The organism is Spirosoma sp. SC4-14, from assembly GCF_037201965.1.
GTDB lineage: Bacteria > Bacteroidota > Bacteroidia > Cytophagales > Spirosomataceae > Spirosoma.
In genome coordinates this window covers 7,075,885-7,096,205 of the sequence record NZ_CP147518.1, presented here as the reverse complement: position 1 = coordinate 7,096,205, position 20,321 = coordinate 7,075,885, and the positions used below count along the sequence as shown (strand labels likewise).

The 20,321-nt window shown below is 48.9% G+C and carries 19 protein-coding genes; 14 read left to right on the top strand and 5 right to left on the bottom strand.

Translation table 11 applies throughout. The features are described from left to right. Window positions 1-4 precede the first annotated feature (4 nt). The 7 genes from WBJ53_RS29240 to WBJ53_RS29210 all read left to right on the top strand — a co-directional run bounded on the left by WBJ53_RS29240 (window position 5) and on the right by WBJ53_RS29210 (window position 8,860). Complete coding sequence (locus tag WBJ53_RS29240) at window positions 5-3,652, top strand: M1 family aminopeptidase (protein WP_338872939.1); 3,648 nt, start codon at window positions 5-7, stop codon at window positions 3,650-3,652. A gap of 3 nt (window positions 3,653-3,655) precedes the next feature. Beyond that, window positions 3,656-4,615: a c-type cytochrome gene (locus WBJ53_RS29235; protein ID WP_338872937.1), complete on the top strand. Its 960-nt coding sequence runs from the start codon at window positions 3,656-3,658 to the stop codon at window positions 4,613-4,615. A 27-nt stretch (window positions 4,616-4,642) separates the two neighbouring features. Next, a complete protein-coding gene (locus WBJ53_RS29230) occupies window positions 4,643-5,104 on the top strand; it encodes a DsrE family protein (RefSeq protein ID WP_338872935.1) in 462 nt (153 codons plus the stop codon). 149 nt (window positions 5,105-5,253) lie between these two features. Continuing rightward, the gene (locus WBJ53_RS29225) at window positions 5,254-6,150 is read left to right on the top strand and encodes a LysR family transcriptional regulator (protein WP_338872933.1); all 897 of its coding nucleotides are present in this window, start codon (window positions 5,254-5,256) and stop codon (window positions 6,148-6,150) included. Between the two features lie 68 nt (window positions 6,151-6,218). Further along, complete coding sequence (locus WBJ53_RS29220) at window positions 6,219-7,760, top strand: M20/M25/M40 family metallo-hydrolase (protein ID WP_338872931.1); 1,542 nt, start codon at window positions 6,219-6,221, stop codon at window positions 7,758-7,760. Between the two features lie 109 nt (window positions 7,761-7,869). After that, window positions 7,870-8,103: a DUF4834 domain-containing protein gene (locus WBJ53_RS29215; RefSeq protein WP_338872929.1), complete on the top strand. Its 234-nt coding sequence runs from the start codon at window positions 7,870-7,872 to the stop codon at window positions 8,101-8,103. A 253-nt stretch (window positions 8,104-8,356) separates the two neighbouring features. Then, window positions 8,357-8,860, top strand: a complete 504-nt coding sequence (locus WBJ53_RS29210; RefSeq protein ID WP_338872927.1) for a Rieske 2Fe-2S domain-containing protein — start codon at window positions 8,357-8,359, stop codon at window positions 8,858-8,860. Window positions 8,861-8,943: 83 nt separating this feature from the next. On the opposite strand, the gene WBJ53_RS29205 is transcribed toward WBJ53_RS29210, so the two are convergent. Both WBJ53_RS29205 and purN read right to left on the bottom strand, forming a co-directional pair. Continuing rightward, window positions 8,944-9,339, bottom strand: coding sequence for a hypothetical protein (locus WBJ53_RS29205; RefSeq protein ID WP_338872925.1), 396 nt, complete (start codon window positions 9,337-9,339; stop codon window positions 8,944-8,946). Next, window positions 9,336-9,920, bottom strand: a complete 585-nt coding sequence (gene purN, locus WBJ53_RS29200) for a phosphoribosylglycinamide formyltransferase (protein WP_338872923.1) — start codon at window positions 9,918-9,920, stop codon at window positions 9,336-9,338. The genes WBJ53_RS29205 and purN overlap by 4 nt, the downstream gene beginning before the upstream one ends. 144 nt (window positions 9,921-10,064) lie before the next feature. Here purN and WBJ53_RS29195 point away from each other — a divergent pair, with 144 nt between their 5' ends. The 5 genes from WBJ53_RS29195 to WBJ53_RS29175 are packed head-to-tail and all read left to right on the top strand — an operon-like array spanning window position 10,065 to window position 13,003. Further along, complete coding sequence (locus tag WBJ53_RS29195; RefSeq protein ID WP_338872921.1) at window positions 10,065-10,691, top strand: ATP-binding cassette domain-containing protein; 627 nt, start codon at window positions 10,065-10,067, stop codon at window positions 10,689-10,691. A 32-nt stretch (window positions 10,692-10,723) separates the two neighbouring features. Then, window positions 10,724-11,425 (top strand): peptidylprolyl isomerase, encoded by a 702-nt coding sequence (locus WBJ53_RS29190; RefSeq protein ID WP_338872919.1) that lies wholly within the window; start codon window positions 10,724-10,726, stop codon window positions 11,423-11,425. A 16-nt stretch (window positions 11,426-11,441) separates the two neighbouring features. Further along, window positions 11,442-12,350 (top strand): SDR family oxidoreductase, encoded by a 909-nt coding sequence (locus tag WBJ53_RS29185; RefSeq protein WP_338872917.1) that lies wholly within the window; start codon window positions 11,442-11,444, stop codon window positions 12,348-12,350. Further along, complete coding sequence (locus tag WBJ53_RS29180; protein WP_338872915.1) at window positions 12,347-12,736, top strand: tautomerase family protein; 390 nt, start codon at window positions 12,347-12,349, stop codon at window positions 12,734-12,736. Before WBJ53_RS29185 ends, WBJ53_RS29180 begins: the two co-directional genes overlap by 4 nt. A 3-nt stretch (window positions 12,737-12,739) precedes the next feature. Further along, entirely contained in the window at window positions 12,740-13,003 is a 264-nt protein-coding gene (locus tag WBJ53_RS29175; RefSeq protein WP_338872913.1) for a DUF167 domain-containing protein, read from the top strand. Window positions 13,004-13,023: 20 nt separating this feature from the next. Here WBJ53_RS29175 and WBJ53_RS29170 read toward each other — a convergent pair whose 3' ends face one another. From WBJ53_RS29170 to WBJ53_RS29160, 3 genes are all read right to left on the bottom strand, one after another. Continuing rightward, window positions 13,024-13,449, bottom strand: a complete 426-nt coding sequence (locus WBJ53_RS29170; RefSeq protein WP_338872911.1) for a response regulator — start codon at window positions 13,447-13,449, stop codon at window positions 13,024-13,026. Next, a complete protein-coding gene (locus WBJ53_RS29165) occupies window positions 13,415-14,578 on the bottom strand; it encodes an ATP-binding protein (RefSeq protein WP_338872909.1) in 1,164 nt (387 codons plus the stop codon). The genes WBJ53_RS29170 and WBJ53_RS29165 overlap by 35 nt, the downstream gene beginning before the upstream one ends. Before the next feature lie 460 nt (window positions 14,579-15,038). Continuing rightward, on the bottom strand, window positions 15,039-17,108 hold the full coding sequence (locus WBJ53_RS29160; RefSeq protein WP_338872907.1) for a tetratricopeptide repeat protein: 2,070 nt from the start codon (window positions 17,106-17,108) through the stop codon (window positions 15,039-15,041). A gap of 235 nt (window positions 17,109-17,343) precedes the next feature. Between WBJ53_RS29160 and WBJ53_RS29155 the strand changes: the two genes are divergently transcribed. Further along, a complete protein-coding gene (locus tag WBJ53_RS29155) occupies window positions 17,344-19,047 on the top strand; it encodes a trypsin-like peptidase domain-containing protein (RefSeq protein WP_338872905.1) in 1,704 nt (567 codons plus the stop codon). A gap of 62 nt (window positions 19,048-19,109) precedes the next feature. Beyond that, window positions 19,110-20,312, top strand: a complete 1,203-nt coding sequence (locus WBJ53_RS29150) for a serine/threonine-protein kinase (protein WP_338872903.1) — start codon at window positions 19,110-19,112, stop codon at window positions 20,310-20,312. Window positions 20,313-20,321 lie beyond the last annotated feature (9 nt).

Here is a 20,321-nt window from a genome sequence, read left to right as displayed (position 1 = left end):
TCCTATGTTTTTCGAATTATTCCGCTTCGAACTGGCCTACCGACTTAAGCGACCGGCTACCTACCTCTATGCCCTGATTCTGTTTCTATTTACGTTTCTGTTTGTGATTTATGGCAATGGGCCGGCTTCCGAAAAAACAAACATCAACTCGCCGTATGCCATCAGCCAGTTTGTGGTTGTGCTAACCATTTTTGGGATGCTGATTGCATCGGCTATTATGGGCGTGCCGATTTACCGCGATATAGAACACAATACAAAAAACTACTTTTTTAGCTTTCCCATCACCGAACGGGGTTATGTGTTGGGTCGTTTTTTCGGATCGTTTGTGACCTTGCTAGGCATCATGGCCATTGGCATGTTAGGTATTGTGATTGGCTCGTTACTGGGTCCCGTTTTTAACCTGGCCGACAATGTCGACCGATTTGGGCCGATTCGTTTTCGTGATTATGCCTACCCGTTTCTGCTATTTGTAGTGCCCAATATGTTTCTGGTCGGGAGTATTTTTTTCGGGCTGGTTGCGTTCTCCAGGCAGGTATTCACGACATATGCCGGTAGTATTTTGCTGTTTATTGCCTATTTGCTGGGCGCTACTCTGTCGCAGGATCTGGAAAATAAACATCTCGTCAATTTGCTCGATCCGTTTGGATCATATGCCTACGATGCGGCTACCAAATACTGGTCGCCGGTCGAACAAAATTCCTTGTTGGCACCAGTGGAAGGCGATCTGTTAACCAATCGGATAATCTGGTCGGTGGTTGGCTTGTTCGTATTTGCACTGACCCTGCTGCGTTTTGATTTTTCGCGGTTTCTGGCGGTTAAATTAGGTCGGAAGAGCAAGGCCGAAAGCATCCACGAAACAGCACCCACGCTGGCAAGTTTACCAACTCCCAAACCGATTTTTCGGACGGGAGTGTATGTTCGGCAGATGTTCCGGCAGGCCTGGCTTGAGTTTGGGAATATTGTTCGAGACCCGTATTTCATTGCTATTCTGATCGGGGCAATTTTATTTCTGTTTTTAGATGGCTGGTTTGGAAATCAGATTTACGGTACGCCCTCATTGCCAACGACCTACGCCATGCTCGAAGCTCGCAACGGTACATTTTTCTTCTTCGTTCTGATTGTTCTCATTTTCTATACCGGCGAAGTGGTTCATCGCGATAAGGTGGTTCATTACGATAGCATTGCCGATGCATTGCCCGTGCCCGACTGGATGAACTACGGTTCGAAACTGCTGTCGATGATCTATGTTTGCCTGCTGCTCTGTACACTTATTATGGTATCGGGGGTAGTTAATCAGACCGTAAAAGGCTATTTCAATTACGAGTTTCCGCTCTACATCAAAGACGTTTACGGCATTGCTTTTACACAGTATTTTCAGTTGATCATGCTGGCGTTTTTCATCCACACACTGGTCAACCAGAAGTTTGTAGGGCATATTGTTACACTGGCGACCTATATTGTTATCTGGGCTGTTCCGCAGTTTGCCGAGTTCAATTACCGACTGGCGTTGCCTTTTTCGGGAGGAGGAGTTCAGATTTCAGATATGAACGGGTTCGGGCATTACCTGACAGCTTTGTTCTCCTTCCGGCTCTATTGGTATGCCTTTGGTGGATTGCTGCTGGTGCTGGCGCTTTGGTTCTGGAACCGTGGTGCCAACACGAGTCTGAAAGCCCGCTGGCAGCTAGCCCGTCAGCGCATGGGCCGTATGTCGATGATATTGTTTGCACTATGCCTCGTCGCATTTGTGAGTATGGGCGCCTGGATCTATACCAATGTGAGCGTGAAAAACCGGTATCTATCGGCTGATGAACGACGTGAATTACAGGCTACTTTCGAAAAAACATACCATAAATACGCCAATAGATTGCAGCCTAAAATCACCAGCGCCAATGTCAATGTCGATGTCTTTCCCGATGAGTTTAAGGCCGTCGCTTCGGGGAGTTTTACGATAGTGAACAAGGGCAATCACCCGCTCGATTCGCTGCATCTGACCCTGCCTGCCGACAACTTTCATCGTAAACTCACCTCCTTTACGATCAATGGGCAGGCCCCCCGGTTAATTCTGGACGATAACGATCTGGGGTATTACATCTATCGGTTGCCTCAGCAACTAAATCCGGGCGATACGGCCCGCATGGAAATGGTCGTGACGGGTCAGTATGTCGGCTTTAGCAACAGTGGCGACAGTCGGGATGTGCTGGCGAATGGTACCTTTTTCAATGTAGGCATTTTCCCTTCGTTCGGCTACGACGAAAGCCTGGAACTGACCAGCGATAAGTACCGAAAAAAATATGATCTGCCGATAAAACAATGGGCATTGCCTGCCCAGAACGACCCGGCGGGGCTGCGCGATTTTCTGTTCACCGACGATGCCGATTGGGTAACGTTTCAGGGAACTATTTCGACCACGCCCGATCAGGTAGCTGTTATGCCGGGGCAACTCCAGAAAACCTGGGTGCAGAAAGGACCAGACGGAAAACCACGAAAGTATTTCAGGTACAAACTACCGGGCTTTTCTGATTATTTTTTCAGTATGTGTTCGGCTAAATATGGCATTAAGCGCGACACCTGGACGGGGTCTGATGGGCAAACTGTAGCGCTGGAAGTCTACCACCATCCTGGTCATGACCGCAATCTCGATCGGTTCATCGCGAGTATGAAAGCGTCGTTGAGCTATTATACTAAAAACTATGCTCCCTATCCGTATCCGGTGTTGCGGGTGCTTGAGTTCCCTCGGTATGCGTCGTTTGCACAGTCGTTTCCAACTACAGTACCTTATTCGGAGGAGTTTGGCTGGGTTGGCGATTTTCGTGATCCCGACAAGACCGACTATGCCTACTATGTAACAGCTCACGAAGTTGCCCACCAGTGGTGGGGGCATCAGATTATGCCAAGCCGAACACGCGGGGCGAATCAGATTTCGGAAACAATGGCCGAATACTCGGCGCTGATGGTGCTTAAGCAACGCTACAGTGCCGATGCGATGCCGAAATTTTTGAAGTATAGCCTGGATCGGTATCTGAGCGGACGAGCGAATGAAGACAAATTTGAAGCTACAATGCTCAACAACGATACACGATCGTATGTATGGTATCAGAAAGGGTCGATGCTGATGTATGCCCTGCAGGATTATATTGGCGAAGAACGGGTTAACCAGGCGATGAACAACTACATGAAAGCGGCCCGGTTTCGGCAAAAAGCTCCTTTTACAACCTCGCTGGAATGGTATAGCTTCCTGAAAGCCGCCACGCCCGATTCGCTAAAACCCTGGTTGACCGATAATTTCGAAAAGCTCACCCTGTATGACAATCGCATCACCAAAGCCGAGGCAAAATCAGTCGGAAACGGGCAATATAAGGTGAAATTATATGTTCGCTCGGCAACCGAATATTACGACAAAGCGGGTAAGGAAATAGCCAAAGGCAAAGCGCCGGTTATTGCCGACATTGCCGTTTTGGCCGACGATAGCAAAAACAAAGATGGGCTGACGATGAAAGTACCGCTATTTATGCAGAAGCGTAGCCTGACACCTGGCGAGCACGTTATCGAAGTAACCGTGAAAGGAAAACCCAGTAAAGCCGGTATCGACCCATACAACAAACTGATCGACCGCGTTTCCGACGATAATGTGGTAAAGGTTGATTTACTTTAAGTTATGAAAACCAACTTCCTCAAACGACAACTTAATCGACCGCTGAAAATACGCTACCGATTCGCCGGAATCGTGGTGCCCGTTTGCGGGCTTCTGGCGCTAACGCCCCCCGATTATTGGCGTCCACCCCCCGATAGCCGGATTCCGGCTGGTGAGTTGGGCAAACAAATTCGTTACGGTCGTGAGCTGGTTGCACACACCGCTAAGTATCTAGGTCCGACAGGATCGGTAAAGCACTTGTCGAATGGTATGAACTGCCAGAATTGCCATCTCGATGCCGGAACCAAAGTGCTGGGTAATAATTACTCGGCGGTGTTTTCGACTTATCCGAGGTTTCGCGAACGCTCGGGTGCAGTCGAAACCATTGTGAAGCGCATATCCGACTGTTTCGAACGGAGTTTGGGCGGAAAAGCCCCCGATAGCACCAGCCGCGAAATGAAAGCAATGGTGGCGTATATGCAATGGCTTGGTACGGATGTTCCTAAAGGAAAGCGCCCGGATGGAGTAGGACTGGTAAAATTGGCTTATCTGGATCGGGCAGCCGATTCTACCAAAGGCCGGGCAATTTATGTCGCAAAGTGCCAGGTTTGCCATGGGGCCAAGGGCGAAGGAATGAAAGTGGCAGGTGCGTCGGAGTATGTTTATCCGCCCATGTGGGGCCCACATAGCTACAACGATGCGGCTGGTTTATATCGCCTGTCGAATTTTGCGGGTTATGTTAAGAACAATATGCCGTTTGGGGCCAGTTATGCTAGCCCACAACTTAGTGATGAGGAAGCCTGGGATGTGGCGGCTTTTGTGAATTCGATGCCCCGGCCGCATAAAGACCAGAGCCACGACTGGCCTCGGCTAGCCAGTAAGCCAATCGATTTCCCAACTGGCCCCTATGCCGATCAGTTCAGTGAGCATCAGCATAAGTTTGGGCCGTTTCAGCCCATTGCCGATGCGCGAAAAGTGAAGTAGCTTTACTAAAATCAAAAACTAAAACTCATGAAGAAATTTTCCTGCTTATTCGCTCTCTTTTTTGCCTGTACCACCACCGCATCAGTACTGGCTCAATCCGATGACGCCAGTCCGTTTCATGGCGCTCAGCCAACAAAATCGCATTATCGGGCGGTTTATCAGCTCAATACAGCCGATACATCGGTTATTCGTCATGCACTGGCCAATATTCAGAATGCCCTGAACGACCCACGACTGAAGGGCAAACTGGAGGTTGAGCTGGTGGTATATGGTGGTGCTGTAGCTGCCTATAAAAAGGATAAACCTTATTTTGAGAAGGATATCAGAAAGCTGAAAGATCAGGGTGTAATTATGGCCATGTGCGAGAACACCATGCGGATGCGGAAAATAAGCCGCGACGAATTGTTTCCCTTTGTCAGCTACGTCCCGAGCGCCAATGGCGAGCTAATCATCCGTGATCAGGAAGGATGGTCTATTATTCGGCCGTAAGAGCGTAAATACTTGAATCGAAAATGTCCATTGCTGAAACCTATCGGCAATGGACATTTTTGCTTTATAGGGAGATTCCTGCGTATTTTGATAAATAACTCGTTCGGGAAATCATCTCTTAACCAACCTATTCAACGTTTAACCATACTATGCTCGATTTTCGCCTGAATGTCTTTTATACGGTGGCCAAGCGGCTTAGCTTCACCAAAGCAGCCGCCGAATTATACGTAACCCAACCCGCCGTAACGAAGCATATTCAGGAACTCGAACATCAGTTTGGAACGGCCCTCTTCGATAGGCGAGGCAACCAGATTAGTCTGACAACTGCCGGACAGTTGCTATTGCGTCATGCCGAAACCATTATGGCAACCTACCGGCAACTGGAGTTCGATATGAATGCTCTGAAGGGCCAACCCGGTGGCACGCTTCGCCTGGGAGCCAGCTCAACAGTGGCGCAATATGTGATTCCGCCCGTGCTGGCTCGCTATCATGAACATTCGGCCGATGTTACGGTCTCGCTGCTGAGTGGAAATACTGAACAGATTGAACAGCAATTGCTGAATAAAGATATCGATCTTGGGCTGGTTGAAGGCCGAACGCATCATAGCGACATTCGCTATACTCCTTTTGTGAAAGACGAACTGGTACTAGTCTGTCAGGCCGATCATCCACTGGCCGACCGCGACGAGATTACCATCGAAGAGTTAAAAGCAATACCAATTCTCTTGCGCGAACGTGGTTCCGGGTCGCTTGAGGTGATTGAACATGCATTGCGGGGTATTGGTGTTCGGCTTACTGATCTGACCATTGAGATGCAACTTGGAAGTACGGAGAGCATTAAGTCCTATCTGGGCAGCTCGCGCTGTATGGCCTTTGTTTCCATTTTTGCCGTACAGGATAAACTACGGGCGGGCATTCTGAAAGTGCTCGACGTGCAGGGGCTTTCTATTCATCGGGATTTTTATTCGATTCAGTTACAGGGCATAACCGAAGGATTGGCCGATACCTTCATGCGGTTTGCTCGCCAGCACTATAAGCGTAATTAGCAGCCGGTTGATCAGGAGATGCGATGGCCGCCGGGTTTTTTGTATTTTTACCCCGAAACCCAATCATCATGCAAACGTACTCTTTTGTAGCTGTGCTGGCGGGCCTGGCTTTGATTACCGCGTCGGTACAGGCACAGCCCCGGACGACACGCTCAACTACTGCCCGTTCGGGGGCAACCGCATCGAAACTTCCCGAATTTTCTATTACGAAAGCCGAAGTTGAAGCACAAACCCGTTTTCTGGCTTCCGACGAATTACAAGGTCGTCGGACTGGCGAAATTGGCAATCAGATTGCAGCTCGATACATTGCGGAACAATTCCGTCAATTAGGTCTGAAAACTCCTCCGGGGCAAAACGATTATTTGCAGACCATCGCTTTAGAGCGCGTCAAAGCGGCTTCGAAGGCTACATTGATAGTGGGTACAGATACGTTACGACTTGGCAAAGACCTGGTTGTGATGGCGGGTGAGCCAACCCGGATTTCGGGCGAAGTGGTTTATGCCGGTTATGGCCTGACCGATGGCGACGATGGCTACAAAGGCCGCGATGTGAAAGGGCGTATTGTGGTTCTACAGGGTGGTTCGCCGGAAGCCAAAGGGCCGGGCGAAATTTTTCGGGCCTCGGCCGAAAAACGGAAGCTGGCAGCCCAAAAAGGAGCCGCGGCAGTGCTTGAACTCTATAGCGAATCAATTCCCTGGGGGTTTGTAAATCAGTATTTTAGTCGCGAACAGATTGCCCTGCCTGTTACGGATGGTAATAGCGCTCCTGTAGCGCATTTGTGGGTCAATAATACCAATAATCAGTATAAGCAACTGAAAGAAGCCGGGCAAACAGTATCGCTTCAAACATCCGGGCGGCCCCGAACTCCGGCACCATCGGCCAATGTTGCCGGTATTATTGAAGGAACTGATCCGAAGTTGAAAGAAGAATATGTGATGCTGTCGGCTCATTTCGATCATGTTGGTGTTGGCAAACAGGGCGGTAGCCAGTATCAGCCCAGCGATAGCATTTTTAATGGAGCGCGGGATAATGCGTTCGGAACGGTAGCCATTCTGGAAGCGGCCAAAGCCCTGTCGCAGCAACGCCCGAAGCGGTCGATACTGGTGCTGGCGCTAACAGGCGAAGAAGTAGGTCTGCTGGGAAGTCGGTACTATGCCGAACACCCCTTAATTCCACTGAAACAAACCATTTTTGACCTTAACTCCGACGGCGCTGGCTATAACGATACAACTATTGTTTCGGTGATTGGGCTGGAGCGGACCGGGGCCAGGGCTGAAATTGAAGCCGGTGCCCAATCGGCAGGCTTAAGCGTATTTGCCGAACCAGCGCCCGAACAGGGGCTTTTCGACCGTTCGGATAATGTCAGCTTTGCGGCTAAAGGCGTTCCTGCACCTACATTTTCGGCTGGCTTTAAGTCCTTTGATGCCGCAATTGGTAAATATTACCATCAGGCAATCGACAATCCTGAATCGCTGGATTTTAATTACGTTCAGCGGTTCTGTCAGGCATTTGCCCATGCAGCCCGACTAATTGCTGATCGACCTACACGTCCACAATGGTCGGCCGGCGATAAGTATGAGGCTGCCGGAAAAGCCTTATATGGACAATAGCCGGTTTTTATCAGAGCAGAAAACCGGTTAACATTCCTACAAACCGTTTGCCGGATTAGAAAACTAAACGACCAGCCCCGGCGTTAATTAAATACTAACGACACCCGACATGCTGTTAAAATATCTGTTTATCATCACTTTAATCATTCTGTTCGTGCCGCCTGTCCGCCGGTTTGTGTTTTATCTGTTGGTAGGTCGGCAGCTAGTGAAAGAACAGAAACGGCCGGGAGAAGGCCGTGGAAACCGCCGGGAGGGCGAAATCCGGGTTGAAAGCCGCCCTAAAAAAGATAGCGGTTCCCGTTTTACGGGTGGTGAATACGTCGATTACGAAGAGGTTAACTAATAACCAGCATAATCAACATGGCTGGTAATGGTTGGAGTACTGTGCCTGCTATTATTAGCCATGTCGTTTAGTATATTGCCCTCTTTCTGCCTGTAAGCGGCTGAATTTAAGTGTCTTTTAATTCATTTTGCCGCTATCATAATATTCCGGTCATAATTGATTCTTCTGAAAAAGAGATCTTTGTCAGAAGAATCACGTCAACAGCGAAGGCGTTATTGGTCTTATGTTGTTGCCTATACTTGACTTATCAATTATGGCGGGGTATCCCACTCCCAGATCCATCAGCCGAGCCGCTTTTTTACGTAGCCTGGGTTTAAGTGCCGCTACCTTATCAACTCTTTATTTTTCAGGCTGTTCTAAATCGGCCGATGTATCGCCATCGCCCGTAGATGGTACTAATTCGCAGGCCGTGGCGACAGGAAACACCGATCCGGTTGCCGGTAAGATTAACTTTTCGCTCGATCTGACCCAACCCGAAAATGCCAAACTGAAAAGCAAAGGACAGTTTCTAACGGCCGGAGCGGTGGTGGTGGCCAATACCGTCAAGGGCACGTTTGTGGCGCTCCTGAACGATTGCACACACGATGGCGGGCCACTTTCGTACCGGGCCAGTCAGAATGACTTTGTATGTCAGTGGCACGGCGGAGAATTCAATATCGATGGCAGTGTAAAAATGGCACCTCCATCCCGACCCGAACAGACGTTTAACACTACGCTGAGCGCCGATGGCAATACACTACAGGTAGTGGAAGTGTAGTTGTTGATTTCCAATGACCTACAGGGCTTTTTGATAAAAATGCCTACGTGGTTATAAAGCCCTGCAATGACAAATGACTGGCGTTAGTTCTCCACTGCATATTCTTTCTTGTACTTAACGGCCAGCCCTGTCATCACATAGCCGTTTTCGGTGGCCGATGTGTAGTAAGTGTACTTAACAGCAACTAAGGCATCGGCACCAAGTTTCTTGGCCTGTACGGTTAGCCGCGACAGCATCAGTTCTTTTTGTTGCATATCGTTGCCCCGGCTGAGCATTCGGCCATTACCTGATTGGCGACCCGTGAGCGGCACTTCATCTTTGATCGTCAGATCCTCCAACGGATCAAACGGCCGTTCGGGGCGTTGGTTTTCGTAGAATACGTCGACCGGATAGTGGGTTTTGTTTTGCAGATACAGCACTGGCTTAAAACATCCGGCCATAACTACCAGCATAAAGGATAGAACAACGATCTGTTTCATGGCTTTGGTTGATCAAGGGTTGCCAGCACTTCGGCAACTATTCTTGGGTAGTGAGCGTGTTCGAGAACCTGTACACTACGCGCTACGTCGTCTGGCGAATCGGTTGGCAAAACTGCGCACGAAGCCTGAAAAATAATCTGTCCTTCGTCGTATTGCTCATTTACATAGTGGATCGTAATGCCTGATTCGGCTTCGCCTGCTTCCACAACAGCTTCGTGAACAAAATGACCGTACATACCTTTGCCCCCAAATTTTGGTAACAGAGCCGGATGAATGTTGATAATCCGATTCGGAAAAGACCGTACGATCGCTTCGGGCATTAACCACATAAAACCAGCCAGCACAATGAGGTCGATTGACTGCTTTTGTAGTAATTCATTAATACGATCAGTATCATAAAATGTTTTCCGATCAAAGAGTAATACCGGAATATGCAGACGCCGGGCCCGATCAATAACGCCTGCTTTGGAATTGTTGGAAACAATCAAAGAAATTTCCACATCAACATTAGCAGCAAAGTAGGTAGCAATTTGTTCGGCATTGGAGCCCGAACCCGAAGCAAACAGGGCGATACGTTTCAAGAGAATAGTGATTAGTAGTTAGGGACTGATGGCAACATAGCCATGCTCAAGTGGGTTCATAAGCTCCGAACCATTAATTGCCAGCCGCTAAAACACCCAAAATTACAACTTTTGCCTATTTTTGTGAGTACTCGCCCGAATCTCATGCTGGCAACTAATCAACTCACGTTCGAATACGACCCCGCGAAACAGTTCGCTTTTCCGGATGTATCCTGCGCTAATCGCGAAGCTCTTCTGATTCTGGGACGCTCTGGTACCGGAAAAACAACGTTTCTTCACCTGCTGGCTTTGCTGCTTCGCCCCAAAAGTGGTTCGGTCGTTATCGACCAAACCGATCTGACGAAACTGAGCCCGGCCGAAACCGCAGCCTTTCGTGCCAAACACCTGGGCATCGTGTATCAGAAACCACATTTTGTGAGCGCTTTGTCTGTGATGGATAACCTGTTGCTGGCGAACTATCTGGCCGGTAAGCCGCAGGACAAAAATCGCGCGCGCGATCTGGCCGGGCAACTTGGCTTTGCCGATCACCTGAACAAAAAAACGCATCAGCTTAGCCAGGGCGAACAACAGCGGGTAAGCATTGCCCGAGCTGTAATGAATCAGCCCGACACAATTCTGGCCGATGAGCCAACTTCCAGCCTTGATGATGAAAATACGAACCGCGTTATAAAACTGTTGCACGAACAGTCGGAGCAAATAGGGGCAAGTTTGGTGGTGGTTACCCACGATCAGCGGCTGAAAGATGTTTTCCAGAATCGGGTATTCCTCTAAGCTGCCATTTTACCACCGTTTTTTTGTTAGTCATGCGTAAACTTCTGCTTGTTTTTTTATTGATACCTGCGTTGGCACTGGCGCAAAACCGCAAGAAAAAAGATTACCTCGTATCGCTTATGACACCCTATGGTACTATGCACCTGGTACTGTATGATCAGACGCCCAAACACAAAGAGAACTTTATCAAACTGGTCGATCAGAAATTCTACGACAGTCTGCTTTTTCACCGGGTCATTCCTTTATTTATGATTCAGGGGGGCGACCCTAATTCACGGAAAGCGCAACCGGGCGAACCACTCGGCCGGGGCGATGTGGGCTATAAGGTTCCGGCCGAATTTGTGCCAACACTTTTTCACAAAAAAGGCGCATTAGCGGCTGCCCGTGACAATAACCCCGAGAAAGCATCGAGCGGTTGCCAGTTCTACGTGGTGCAGGGCCGTGTCTGGACCGATGAAGAACTACAAAAGCAAATTGAGCGGATCGAACGAATAAAAGGGCATCTGCCAACCGACCAACAAAAACAGGTTTATAAAACCCTCGGCGGAGCGCCCCATCTCGATGGTAATTACACTGTATTTGGCGAGGTTATTGATGGCCTTGCCGTAGTGGATAGTATTGCCAAACAGCCTCGTAATGAAATGGATCGCCCCAGTAAGGATGTCCGTATGACTATGAAGGGCGATTGGATAAAGAAAAAAAAGATTACTAAACTGTATAACTACCAGTATTAAGCATACTCATTCGCTTATGAAACGCATTCTTCTTACCGGTGCCAATGGGTTGTTGGGCCAGAAACTGGTTGGGTTGCTGGCCGATAAACCAGAAGTCGAACTCGTCGCTACAGCCAGAGGAGACAATCGTCTGCCGTTTTCGGGAGGCTATACGTACCGGTCAATGGATATTACGGACCGCCAGCAGGTTCTTGACGTCATTGCCGACGTACGACCCGACGTAGTTATCCACGGGGCTGCCATGACGGATGTGGATAAGTGCGAAACGCAGAAAGATAACTGCTGGGCGCAGAACGTTCATGCTGTCGAATACATTATCGAAGCCTGCCAGGCAACGAATGCTTTCCTGGTGCATGTATCGACCGATTTTATTTTCGATGGTGCGGCTGGCCCTTACGACGAAACCGCCGAAGGTAATCCCATTAGCTTCTATGGCTGGAGCAAACTGGCTGGCGAGTTTGCCGTTCGGCACTCTAATTTGCGCTGGGCCATTGCCCGTACTGTGCTGGTGTATGGTATTGCACACGACATGAGTCGTAGCAACATTATTTTGTGGGTAAAGAAATCGCTGGAAGATGGTAAAAACATTAAGGTTGTAACCGACCAGTGGCGTAGCCCAACCCTGGCCGAAGACCTGGCAATGGGCTGCTATCTGATTGCCGACCAGGAAGCCGAAGGGATTTTTAACATCTCGGGAAAAGAAGTGTTGACGCCTTACGAAATGGCCATCAAAACGGCCGACTATTTCGGGCTCGACAAATCGCTGATTGCCAGGGCCGATGCCTCAACGTTTACGCAGGTTGCCCGGCGGCCGCCCCGTACAGGCTTTATTCTGGACAAATCGCGTGCCGTTCTGGGCTACGATCCGCATAGTTTTGAAGAAGGCATTGCAATCCTGGCCAGCCAACTAAAACAACCCGCATGAGCCAGGTGAAACTATACGGTGTGCGGGCGCATTTGCAGCCCATCCGCGATCGCTTATCGGAGGTGGTTCATTCGTGTGTGGTCGATGCGCTTCAGTTTCCGCAGAACAAGCGGGCACATCGTTTTTTTTACCTGGAGCCAGAAGACTTTTTTCGACCGGAAACGGCTTCGGAGCGTTATGTGATTCTGGAATTTATGATGATGGAAGGCCGAACGGTCGAGACTAAAAAGAAACTGATTCATCTGCTCTACGAACGTATTTGCCCGGCGTTCAATCTGGCCGTAACGGATCTGGAAATCTGCATTCTGGAAAGCCCGGCCCCTAACTGGGGGTTTCGCGGTATGACGGGCGATGAAATTCAACTGAATTATAAGGTGACGATTTAACCCTTGACACTCCACCTGAAAGTAAAACCCGGCAGCAAAGTTGATCAGTTATTTTATGATGCTGCCGGGCAACTGACTATAAAAATCAAGGCTCCCGCTCAAGACGGTAAAGCCAATGCCTATCTGGTCGATTTTCTGGCCAAACAGCTTGGTATTGCCAAATCGGCCGTAACAATTGTAGCGGGCTTCACAAATCCGCATAAACGCATCGAGATTGATATAGACCAGGAACAACTGAAGCAGTTTCTGGCTCAGATTTCTGGTTAGCCCATTGTTATTTTGAGCGATTACGATAGTTCCGGCGTGTTGTTGAAATACTGATTAACAATCTTTTGCAGGTTTTCCAGAGTAAGCGGTTTCGGAAGATACCCTTTCAGGTTAGGCACCTGAGCTACCCGTTTCGAATCGGCAGGATTTACGGATGTTGTTAACATCAATAAAACCAGGCTGCTGCGCAGCGATTCGTCTAACTGGCCGTATTGTTCCAGAAATTCGAAACCGTTCAGGCCAGGCATATTAATATCCAGCAAAATTAAATCGGGACGGATATAGTCGGGGTCATTGGTTTGACGTAGATACGCCAACCCTTTTACACCGGTTTCAGCCACCTTCACCACCTCACAGAGGCCAGACTCTTCTATAACGAGCTGATGCAGGTAATTGTCGTCGGGGTCATCGTCAATTAAAAGAATACAATGAATCGGCCTGGGCATACTGATGTACCGTTTTGATTACTTTAGGAATGGTAAAATAAAACGTAGTACCAACACCAACGGTACTTTCCAGCCAGATATTGCCACCATAAATCTCAACTACTTTTTTGCAGGTAGCCAGTCCGATTCCGGTACCCGAATATTCATTACGGCCGTGTAGCCGCTGAAAAATGTGAAACACCCGATCGTAATATTGCTTGTCGATGCCAATACCGTTGTCGCTGATTGAAAACGTAAACTGATGCCCATCTTCCGTTGCGGCAATATGAATGATGGGCGTCGTATCCCGACGCCGGTATTTGAGGCTATTCGAGATCAGGTTCTGAAACAACTGCTTAATATCAGTCTGATGCCCCATAATGATAGGAAGCGGAGCGATTTCAATGAGGGCACCCGTTTGCTGAATTTCAACCTGTTGTTCTTCCAGAACTTCGTTGACTAACTCCGAAAGGTTAATCTGGCTAAAGGCAATTTCGGTACCAACGCGCGAAAAGTCGAGCAAATCGTTGATTAAACCACGCATTCGCTCAGCCGCAGCCGTGGTTACGCCAATGAGTCGGCGGGCGTCGGTGTCTAACTGGGAGCTATGTTTAGCTTCCAGCAGGGAGAGGTAGTTCGAAATGGTTTTCAGGGGCGATTGCAAATCGTGCGAAGCTATATACGCAAATTGCTGTAGTTCCTGATTAGAGCGGGTTAGTTCCTGCATGGCCAATTGGCGAAAGGCCAATTCGCGTTCATATTCGCGGGATGTTCGTAGACCAACAGCTTCATGGAAATAGCGAATCAGCGCAATAACGGTAGCAATTGATACAATACCCGTCATAAACCGAATCAGCGCATTAACGCGGTAGGCTGGTATCCAGAACATCATTACATCCATCAGATGCGTAAGCCCACAGAGGAGAATAAAGGCGCCGAAAAGCCAGAAAACACCCGATAGAGGCACTCCTTTTTTTATGAGAATGAAACGGACCAGAATCAGCGGAATGGCCATGTAGGCCAGCCAGATAGTTAAATCGGAAACTATATAGAGCCAGCCGTGGAAATCGGTCCAGGTGCCGCAAAACCAACGGGGAGGCCAATCGCTAGTATCGGTCAGTCGTTGGAAAAAGTCGTATAGTTCCTGCATAACACGAAACGTATCGAATGGATTGAGTAAGTAGTGGGTTGTAAAAATTGGGCCAATAGCCAGACAATATACAATAGACTTGCTTTCCCACAGCCTTAAGTCTGGTTTTTATTCAGTTTTGGCGGGTGGGATTGCACTATGACAGGACGATTAGCTTGCTTTAAAAGGCAAATTAATCATTTGTGTTTACAAAAAATACAAAACTACTATCTGTTATACTGTCGGAAAAGCAATTATCAGGCCATCTTTAGAAAAGATTATGGGATAAGTGCTTTTTCAATAGCCTGGTTTAGAAGCAGTGGCTGAAGAAATTGTTGTTGACACTACTTATGCGGCTTTGTTACTGGTTATGAGTTGATTATGGGCTATGGCTCTGGGAGTTGCTGGACGCCTTTGGCCGTTGGGCGATCAAAACTGCAATGGCTGGCGTGTTGTGAGCAGATTGGTTTATCCAGAACGCTCAGGCGGCAATGGGGACTTTTACGTTTATACAGGTGCCGCCTAATTCAGGATTCGAAATCAAATAGGTACCGCCCAAGCGTTCGAGTCGCGATTTAATGTTTTGGAGCCCCATTCCATCCTGATTCCTGTTGATTTTAATTCCCTGTCCATCATCCTGAACCGTAAGATCCAGAAAGCCATTTTGCCGCTGTAGGGTAATATCGGCCTGGCGCGCTTTGGCGTGCTTGAGGATGTTATTGACCAGTTCGAGCGTAATGGCATAAAGCTCGTAAGCTGTTTTGCCCCGCAGATCGTCGCCCGATTGCTCTACTTCGAGCAGAAAACGGGTTCTATTTTGCACATTCAGCGTTTCGGTTAACTTAATCAGGGCGGCCTGTAAGCCCTGTTTTTCAAGAATTTCGGGCATCAGATTATGAGAAATTGCCCGAATATCGTCGTACACTTCGCCCGTATGATCGAGCAGGCGCTCGTGTTCGCGCTTTTGGGCATCATCGAACTGAGACGTATCGAGTGCTTCCAGCCGCCATTTCAGGGCCGACACTTTAGCGGCTACGCTGTCGTGCAGTTCACTGGCAACTCGTTTGCGTTCAATTGTCTGACCACGATATAAAGCAGCTTCTATTTCGGCGTTCTTCTGCGAAAGCTCCTCATTTTTAGCCTTTAGCTGACGGTTGCTCCAGAACACGTAACCCAGTGCACCCGCAACACCCGCCAGCAATACAATCAGAAAGTTTCGGGTTTGCGCCAGTTGGTCATTCTCCAGCGATTGAATTCGGGCTTCCTGCTGAGCCTGTTTCAGCCGGGTTGTCTGCTGTTTCTTTTCAAAGTCGTAGGTCATACTGGCAATAGTCGCTTTCTGAATGGCTGCTTCATTTAGCATGGTATCGGCTTCGGCCTTATACCATTTGTAGTAATACAGTGCTTTGGCAGGTTGCCCCATATGGTCGTATGCTTCGGCCAGTTGCCGAAGGTATTCGGTGCGTTCGGGACGCATTTCTTTCACGTCTTTGGTCCATTCCAGACCAACCTGAGCCGAAGCTGCGGCTTTGTTATACTGTTTCAGGGCCAGATAGATTTTTCCGAAGTTTCCTTGCGCATTATGCTCTAAAGCTTCCTGCTCTTTTTCAACAGTTTTTCGGTAGATCTGCTGCGATAACTGGCTGTATTCGAGGGCTTTATTGTATTGTTTTAGTTCAATGTATATTCGGCCGGCACTTCCATATGCTCTGGCGAGCGAACCCGGCTGATATGGGTCGGAATAGGCTTTTATTAGTTCTTCATAAATAGGCAATGCCTGCGCATACAATCCCTTTTTTTCCAGTATTTCACCCTGTCTGGCTTTCAGAAACAGCTTCACCATGTTATCGTGCAGCCGATCGGCAACTTTTTCGGCTTCTTTAAAATAGCTCATGGCTTCGTCATACTTATTCAATTTTAAGTAAACGGCTCCCAGATTGGGTAGCGTAGCGCGCAGGCTTTTCCAGTCGTGCATCGACTCCTGAATCCGCCGTGCATCGAGCCAGAAATTAATTGCCGCCACATGATTGCCCTCGCCCATTTTCATAATGGCCATTTCGTTATAGGTCTGCGCTTCCCAGCGTGGGTCGGGCGCTTCCTTAAATTTCTGTAGTGCTTTTTCGAGCAGGACTCTGGCCTTGGGTAACTGATTCACTAAGTGCTCGTAGAGTTGTGCTCTGCGCAGAAACACCTGTCCCTGTAAGGATAAATCATGAATGGCAATGGCTTGCTGCTGGGCCGTGTCGAGTTGAGCGTGGGCCGATTTAGTGTCCGACAGGTAGTCGGCCTCGATTCGGGCCAGCGCCAGCCTTGCCCGAATTTCGCCGGGCCGGTAGTTGATTTGCCGGGCGAGTTTCATGCCTTCGCGAAGGGTTTCGCGGGCAACCGAATCATAGCCGTTCCACCAATAGTTGGTTGCCAGCTCGTGTAGTGTTTTTACGCGATTGCTATCGGCAGTGGAGTGGCTTAATTGATTCTTTAACGAATCGATGGTCGCGTTCTGACCAATAGCCATTGTATGGATGAGAAGTAGAGCAAAGAGGTAGCGCATAACACAGAGATCGGTACGATTGGCTTATGAATTCCTGAGAAACAGGCTTAAAGTACTTACTTAAGGCTCTCAATGACAAGCTTCTAGTTGAAAATATAGGTTTTCCTATAGAGACAAAATATAGGTTTTTGTGGGTCGAAATGGGGGCATTCCCCGATTTTCTGCCGACGTGCCACCTGCCAACTTTGTATCAGTCAAACGACGCAACTTTTTCACCGAAAGACATATAGAAATCATGGCTACCTCTATCAATCGCTACGTTATCCGTCACCTAACCGGTACCAAAGCAAACCAGGTCGAAGAGTTCGACTACAAAAAGTATTCAGAGCTAACATTTGGCCGGGCTGCCACAAACGCTATCCGGTTCGATCCTGAGCGTGAGTTCGCCGTTTCGCGCGAGCATGGCAAAATTGTACGGGAACCCGGTAAATCATTGTCGTTTAGCGTGGTCGATAATAACTCGCGCAATGGAATTTTTGTGAACAAAAGCCGCATTGCCGGATCGGCACTCATTCAACCCGGCGATGAAATTCAGTTAGGCCAGGGTGGGCCAGTATTTCAGTTCGACCTGAACCCGCGTCCGGCCGAACTGATGATGAGTACACGAGTAGTGGATATTCCGGTTTCGATTAAGCCAACCACCGAACTAAGCCTGACCGAAGCCATAGGCGACTCTGGCGACAGTGATGTGATGGTGCCGCAGAAAGTGGGACTGGGCAAACAAACCGTAGAGCGGATGATGATGACCGAACGGCGGCAAACCAAAAAATCGATGTTGCTGAGTGGAGCCGCTTTGCTGGTCGTATTGTCGGGGCTGGCGTATGCTTTCAAGGATCAGATCAGACCGCAAGAAAAAACGGTTCATGTTCATCATCATGATTCCGTTAAGGTTATTCAGCCTATTGACAATAGCTTAACAGCCGAGCAAATTGCAACCGCCAATACGAGCAAAGTCGTATTCATTGAGTTCGGTTATAAACTGATCAATACAACCACCGGCGACGATATTTATCATGAGTATATGCCCATTAAACTTGCCAATGGGCAGGTGGTTAATAAGGCGGTATATATAGAAACGGCACCCGGCAAAATTGAACCGTTGCTGGGGCTGAAGCGCAACGTATCGGTTGGCAAGCCAATTGCAATGGCTGGAGCGAGCGGATCGGGTTTTGTGGTGTCGCCACAGGGTCATATCATGACCAACCGGCACGTTGCTGCGGCCTGGAACTCATACTATAGCTTTCCGCAGGACGCGTTTCCGGGCGTATTGCTGGTGCAGGGCGCAAAAGGCTGGGAAATAAGCCCACAACCCGTGCAGGAATTCCGCTGGGTACCCTCCGAAACACAGTTCTTTGGCAAAAAACCAATGTCGGGCAAAGTGATTGAAGGCGTAAATACGTATATGGACGTAACGTTCAATAAAAATGAACAGCGTTTCCCGGCCGAGGGTAAGCCGATTGTTTCGCCCAAGCACGACGTAGCGATCATTAAAATTGACATTGCCGAAACCCTGACGCCGGTTAAACTTCGTGATGCCGATAAAACAATTGCTCCGGGTCAGGCCATTACGGTTATGGGGTATCCTGGTATTTCTCCCGATGTGTTTGTTGGTGAATACTCATCTGATTTTGCCAACCGTAATTCGCAGGTCGTAAAAGTGCCCGACGCAACGGTTACGCCCGGAAGTATCGGGAAGGTACTTCGTGGGCAGGCTACGGGCAAAGCTGCTGCGTATTATAGTGAATTTGGCGACTATTATCAGCTTACCGTCAACGCAACCGGGGCCGGAAACAGCGGTGGGCCGGTGTTCGATAAAGACGGGAATGTGATTGGCATCTTCTCGGCCAGCAGTAGTTGGCAGGATGCTACCCGGATCACCTTCGCGGTACCCATTAAATATGGTCTGGAATTAATGGGGCGTCGGCAGGTAGTTGACTAATCATTCATCTACCCCCACAAATCAGAAAATCAGAAGTTGTAAACCTCATTCCTCTTCTATCCATGCTACTCTCTCATCCGCTTCTGCACCGTGTTGTTGCTGGCTATTGCCTGACCGAATATGTAGGTGCAGGAGGGATGGGCGAGGTTTTTAAAGCCGTTCATCTGGAAATGGGTCGGACGGCCGCCGTAAAAGTCCTCTATCGGCCCGAGTTTGCCGCCCGTTTCCGTAATGAAGCCCACATTCAGGCATCGCTATCGCACCCGAATATTGCTACGCTTTACGAATATGGCCTGCTCGACAACCGCCCGGCTTTAGTGATGGAATGGGTTGATGGGCAATCGCTGGACGAACTGATTCGGCACCGCTCAAAACTAACGAACGACGAACTGCTACGGATTGCGAAACAGATTGTTGCTGCCGTTGGGCACCTCCATCAGAAAGGTATTATCCACCGCGATCTGAAACCATCCAACGTTCGGGTGCGGCCAGATGGTCAGGTTAAGTTACTCGATTTTGGTATTGCTAAAGGACGGTATACACCGCAACTTACGCAGGTTGGCCATGTAGTTGGAACAACGGAATTTATGGCCCCCGAGCAGTTTCGGGCTCAGGTGGAGCTAAAATCGGATAGTTGGGCACTGGGCGTGTTGCTCTATGAAATGGCAACGGGCTATCTGCCATTCGATGAAGCTAATCCACTTCTGCTTCGGAAAGCTATTGAACGGGGGCAGTATACTAGCCCGCTGTTGCTCAATCCAACATTGTCGCCAACAATAGTGAGTCTGATTGCAAACTGCTTACAGACCAATCCTGCCCGACGACCAGATGCTCTGGAAGTTCAGCAGATGCTTCAGGAGCAGAAAACCGGCAAGGTAGCAACGAATCTCATGCATATTGGTTCGTTCCAGATACTATCAGCCATACAATGGCCGGTAGCGTTGCGATACGGATTGCTTACGCTGGCTATTGGGCTGATTGCCATTAGTCTGTTCAAAACCGAACCGAAAAAGGAAGAAATTACTGGCGACATACCCGTTAAGCCCGTAGCGCCCTTCGAGCAGATTCGGATTGAAGTGCTCAATGCCGACTATGATCTCGAATTGGTTTTGCCCGATGGCACGGTTCAGTCGAAGGAGCCTTTTGTTGTAAAACGAACGCCCGGAAAAGCATTCCCCATTATTATTCGGCATCAGGGGGCCGAACAACAGTTCGTCATCGATCCAGACGTACGAGACTTATACCAATGTTATTTCGACCGGTAGCGACCGCAC

Bases quoted from the DNA above. Each gene is read 5' to 3' on its own strand.
- WBJ53_RS29160 (WP_338872907.1), bottom strand. From the start codon at position 17,108: ATGCGCTACCTCTTTGCTCTACTTCTCATCCATACAATGGCTATTGGT.
- WBJ53_RS29185 (WP_338872917.1), top strand. From the start codon at position 11,442: ATGAAACGCATTCTTCTTACCGGTGCCAATGGGTTGTTGGGCCAGAAA.
- WBJ53_RS29170 (WP_338872911.1), bottom strand. From the start codon at position 13,449: ATGCCCAGGCCGATTCATTGTATTCTTTTAATTGACGATGACCCCGAC.
- WBJ53_RS29165 (WP_338872909.1), bottom strand. From the start codon at position 14,578: ATGCAGGAACTATACGACTTTTTCCAACGACTGACCGATACTAGCGAT.
- WBJ53_RS29235 (WP_338872937.1), top strand. From the start codon at position 3,656: ATGAAAACCAACTTCCTCAAACGACAACTTAATCGACCGCTGAAAATA.
- WBJ53_RS29190 (WP_338872919.1), top strand. From the start codon at position 10,724: ATGCGTAAACTTCTGCTTGTTTTTTTATTGATACCTGCGTTGGCACTG.
- WBJ53_RS29180 (WP_338872915.1), top strand. From the start codon at position 12,347: ATGAGCCAGGTGAAACTATACGGTGTGCGGGCGCATTTGCAGCCCATC.
- WBJ53_RS29230 (WP_338872935.1), top strand. From the start codon at position 4,643: ATGAAGAAATTTTCCTGCTTATTCGCTCTCTTTTTTGCCTGTACCACC.
- WBJ53_RS29195 (WP_338872921.1), top strand. From the start codon at position 10,065: ATGCTGGCAACTAATCAACTCACGTTCGAATACGACCCCGCGAAACAG.
- WBJ53_RS29215 (WP_338872929.1), top strand. From the start codon at position 7,870: ATGCTGTTAAAATATCTGTTTATCATCACTTTAATCATTCTGTTCGTG.
- WBJ53_RS29210 (WP_338872927.1), top strand. From the start codon at position 8,357: ATGGCGGGGTATCCCACTCCCAGATCCATCAGCCGAGCCGCTTTTTTA.
- WBJ53_RS29150 (WP_338872903.1), top strand. From the start codon at position 19,110: ATGCTACTCTCTCATCCGCTTCTGCACCGTGTTGTTGCTGGCTATTGC.
- WBJ53_RS29155 (WP_338872905.1), top strand. From the start codon at position 17,344: ATGGCTACCTCTATCAATCGCTACGTTATCCGTCACCTAACCGGTACC.
- WBJ53_RS29205 (WP_338872925.1), bottom strand. From the start codon at position 9,339: ATGAAACAGATCGTTGTTCTATCCTTTATGCTGGTAGTTATGGCCGGA.
- WBJ53_RS29240 (WP_338872939.1), top strand. From the start codon at position 5: ATGTTTTTCGAATTATTCCGCTTCGAACTGGCCTACCGACTTAAGCGA.
- WBJ53_RS29225 (WP_338872933.1), top strand. From the start codon at position 5,254: ATGCTCGATTTTCGCCTGAATGTCTTTTATACGGTGGCCAAGCGGCTT.
- WBJ53_RS29220 (WP_338872931.1), top strand. From the start codon at position 6,219: ATGCAAACGTACTCTTTTGTAGCTGTGCTGGCGGGCCTGGCTTTGATT.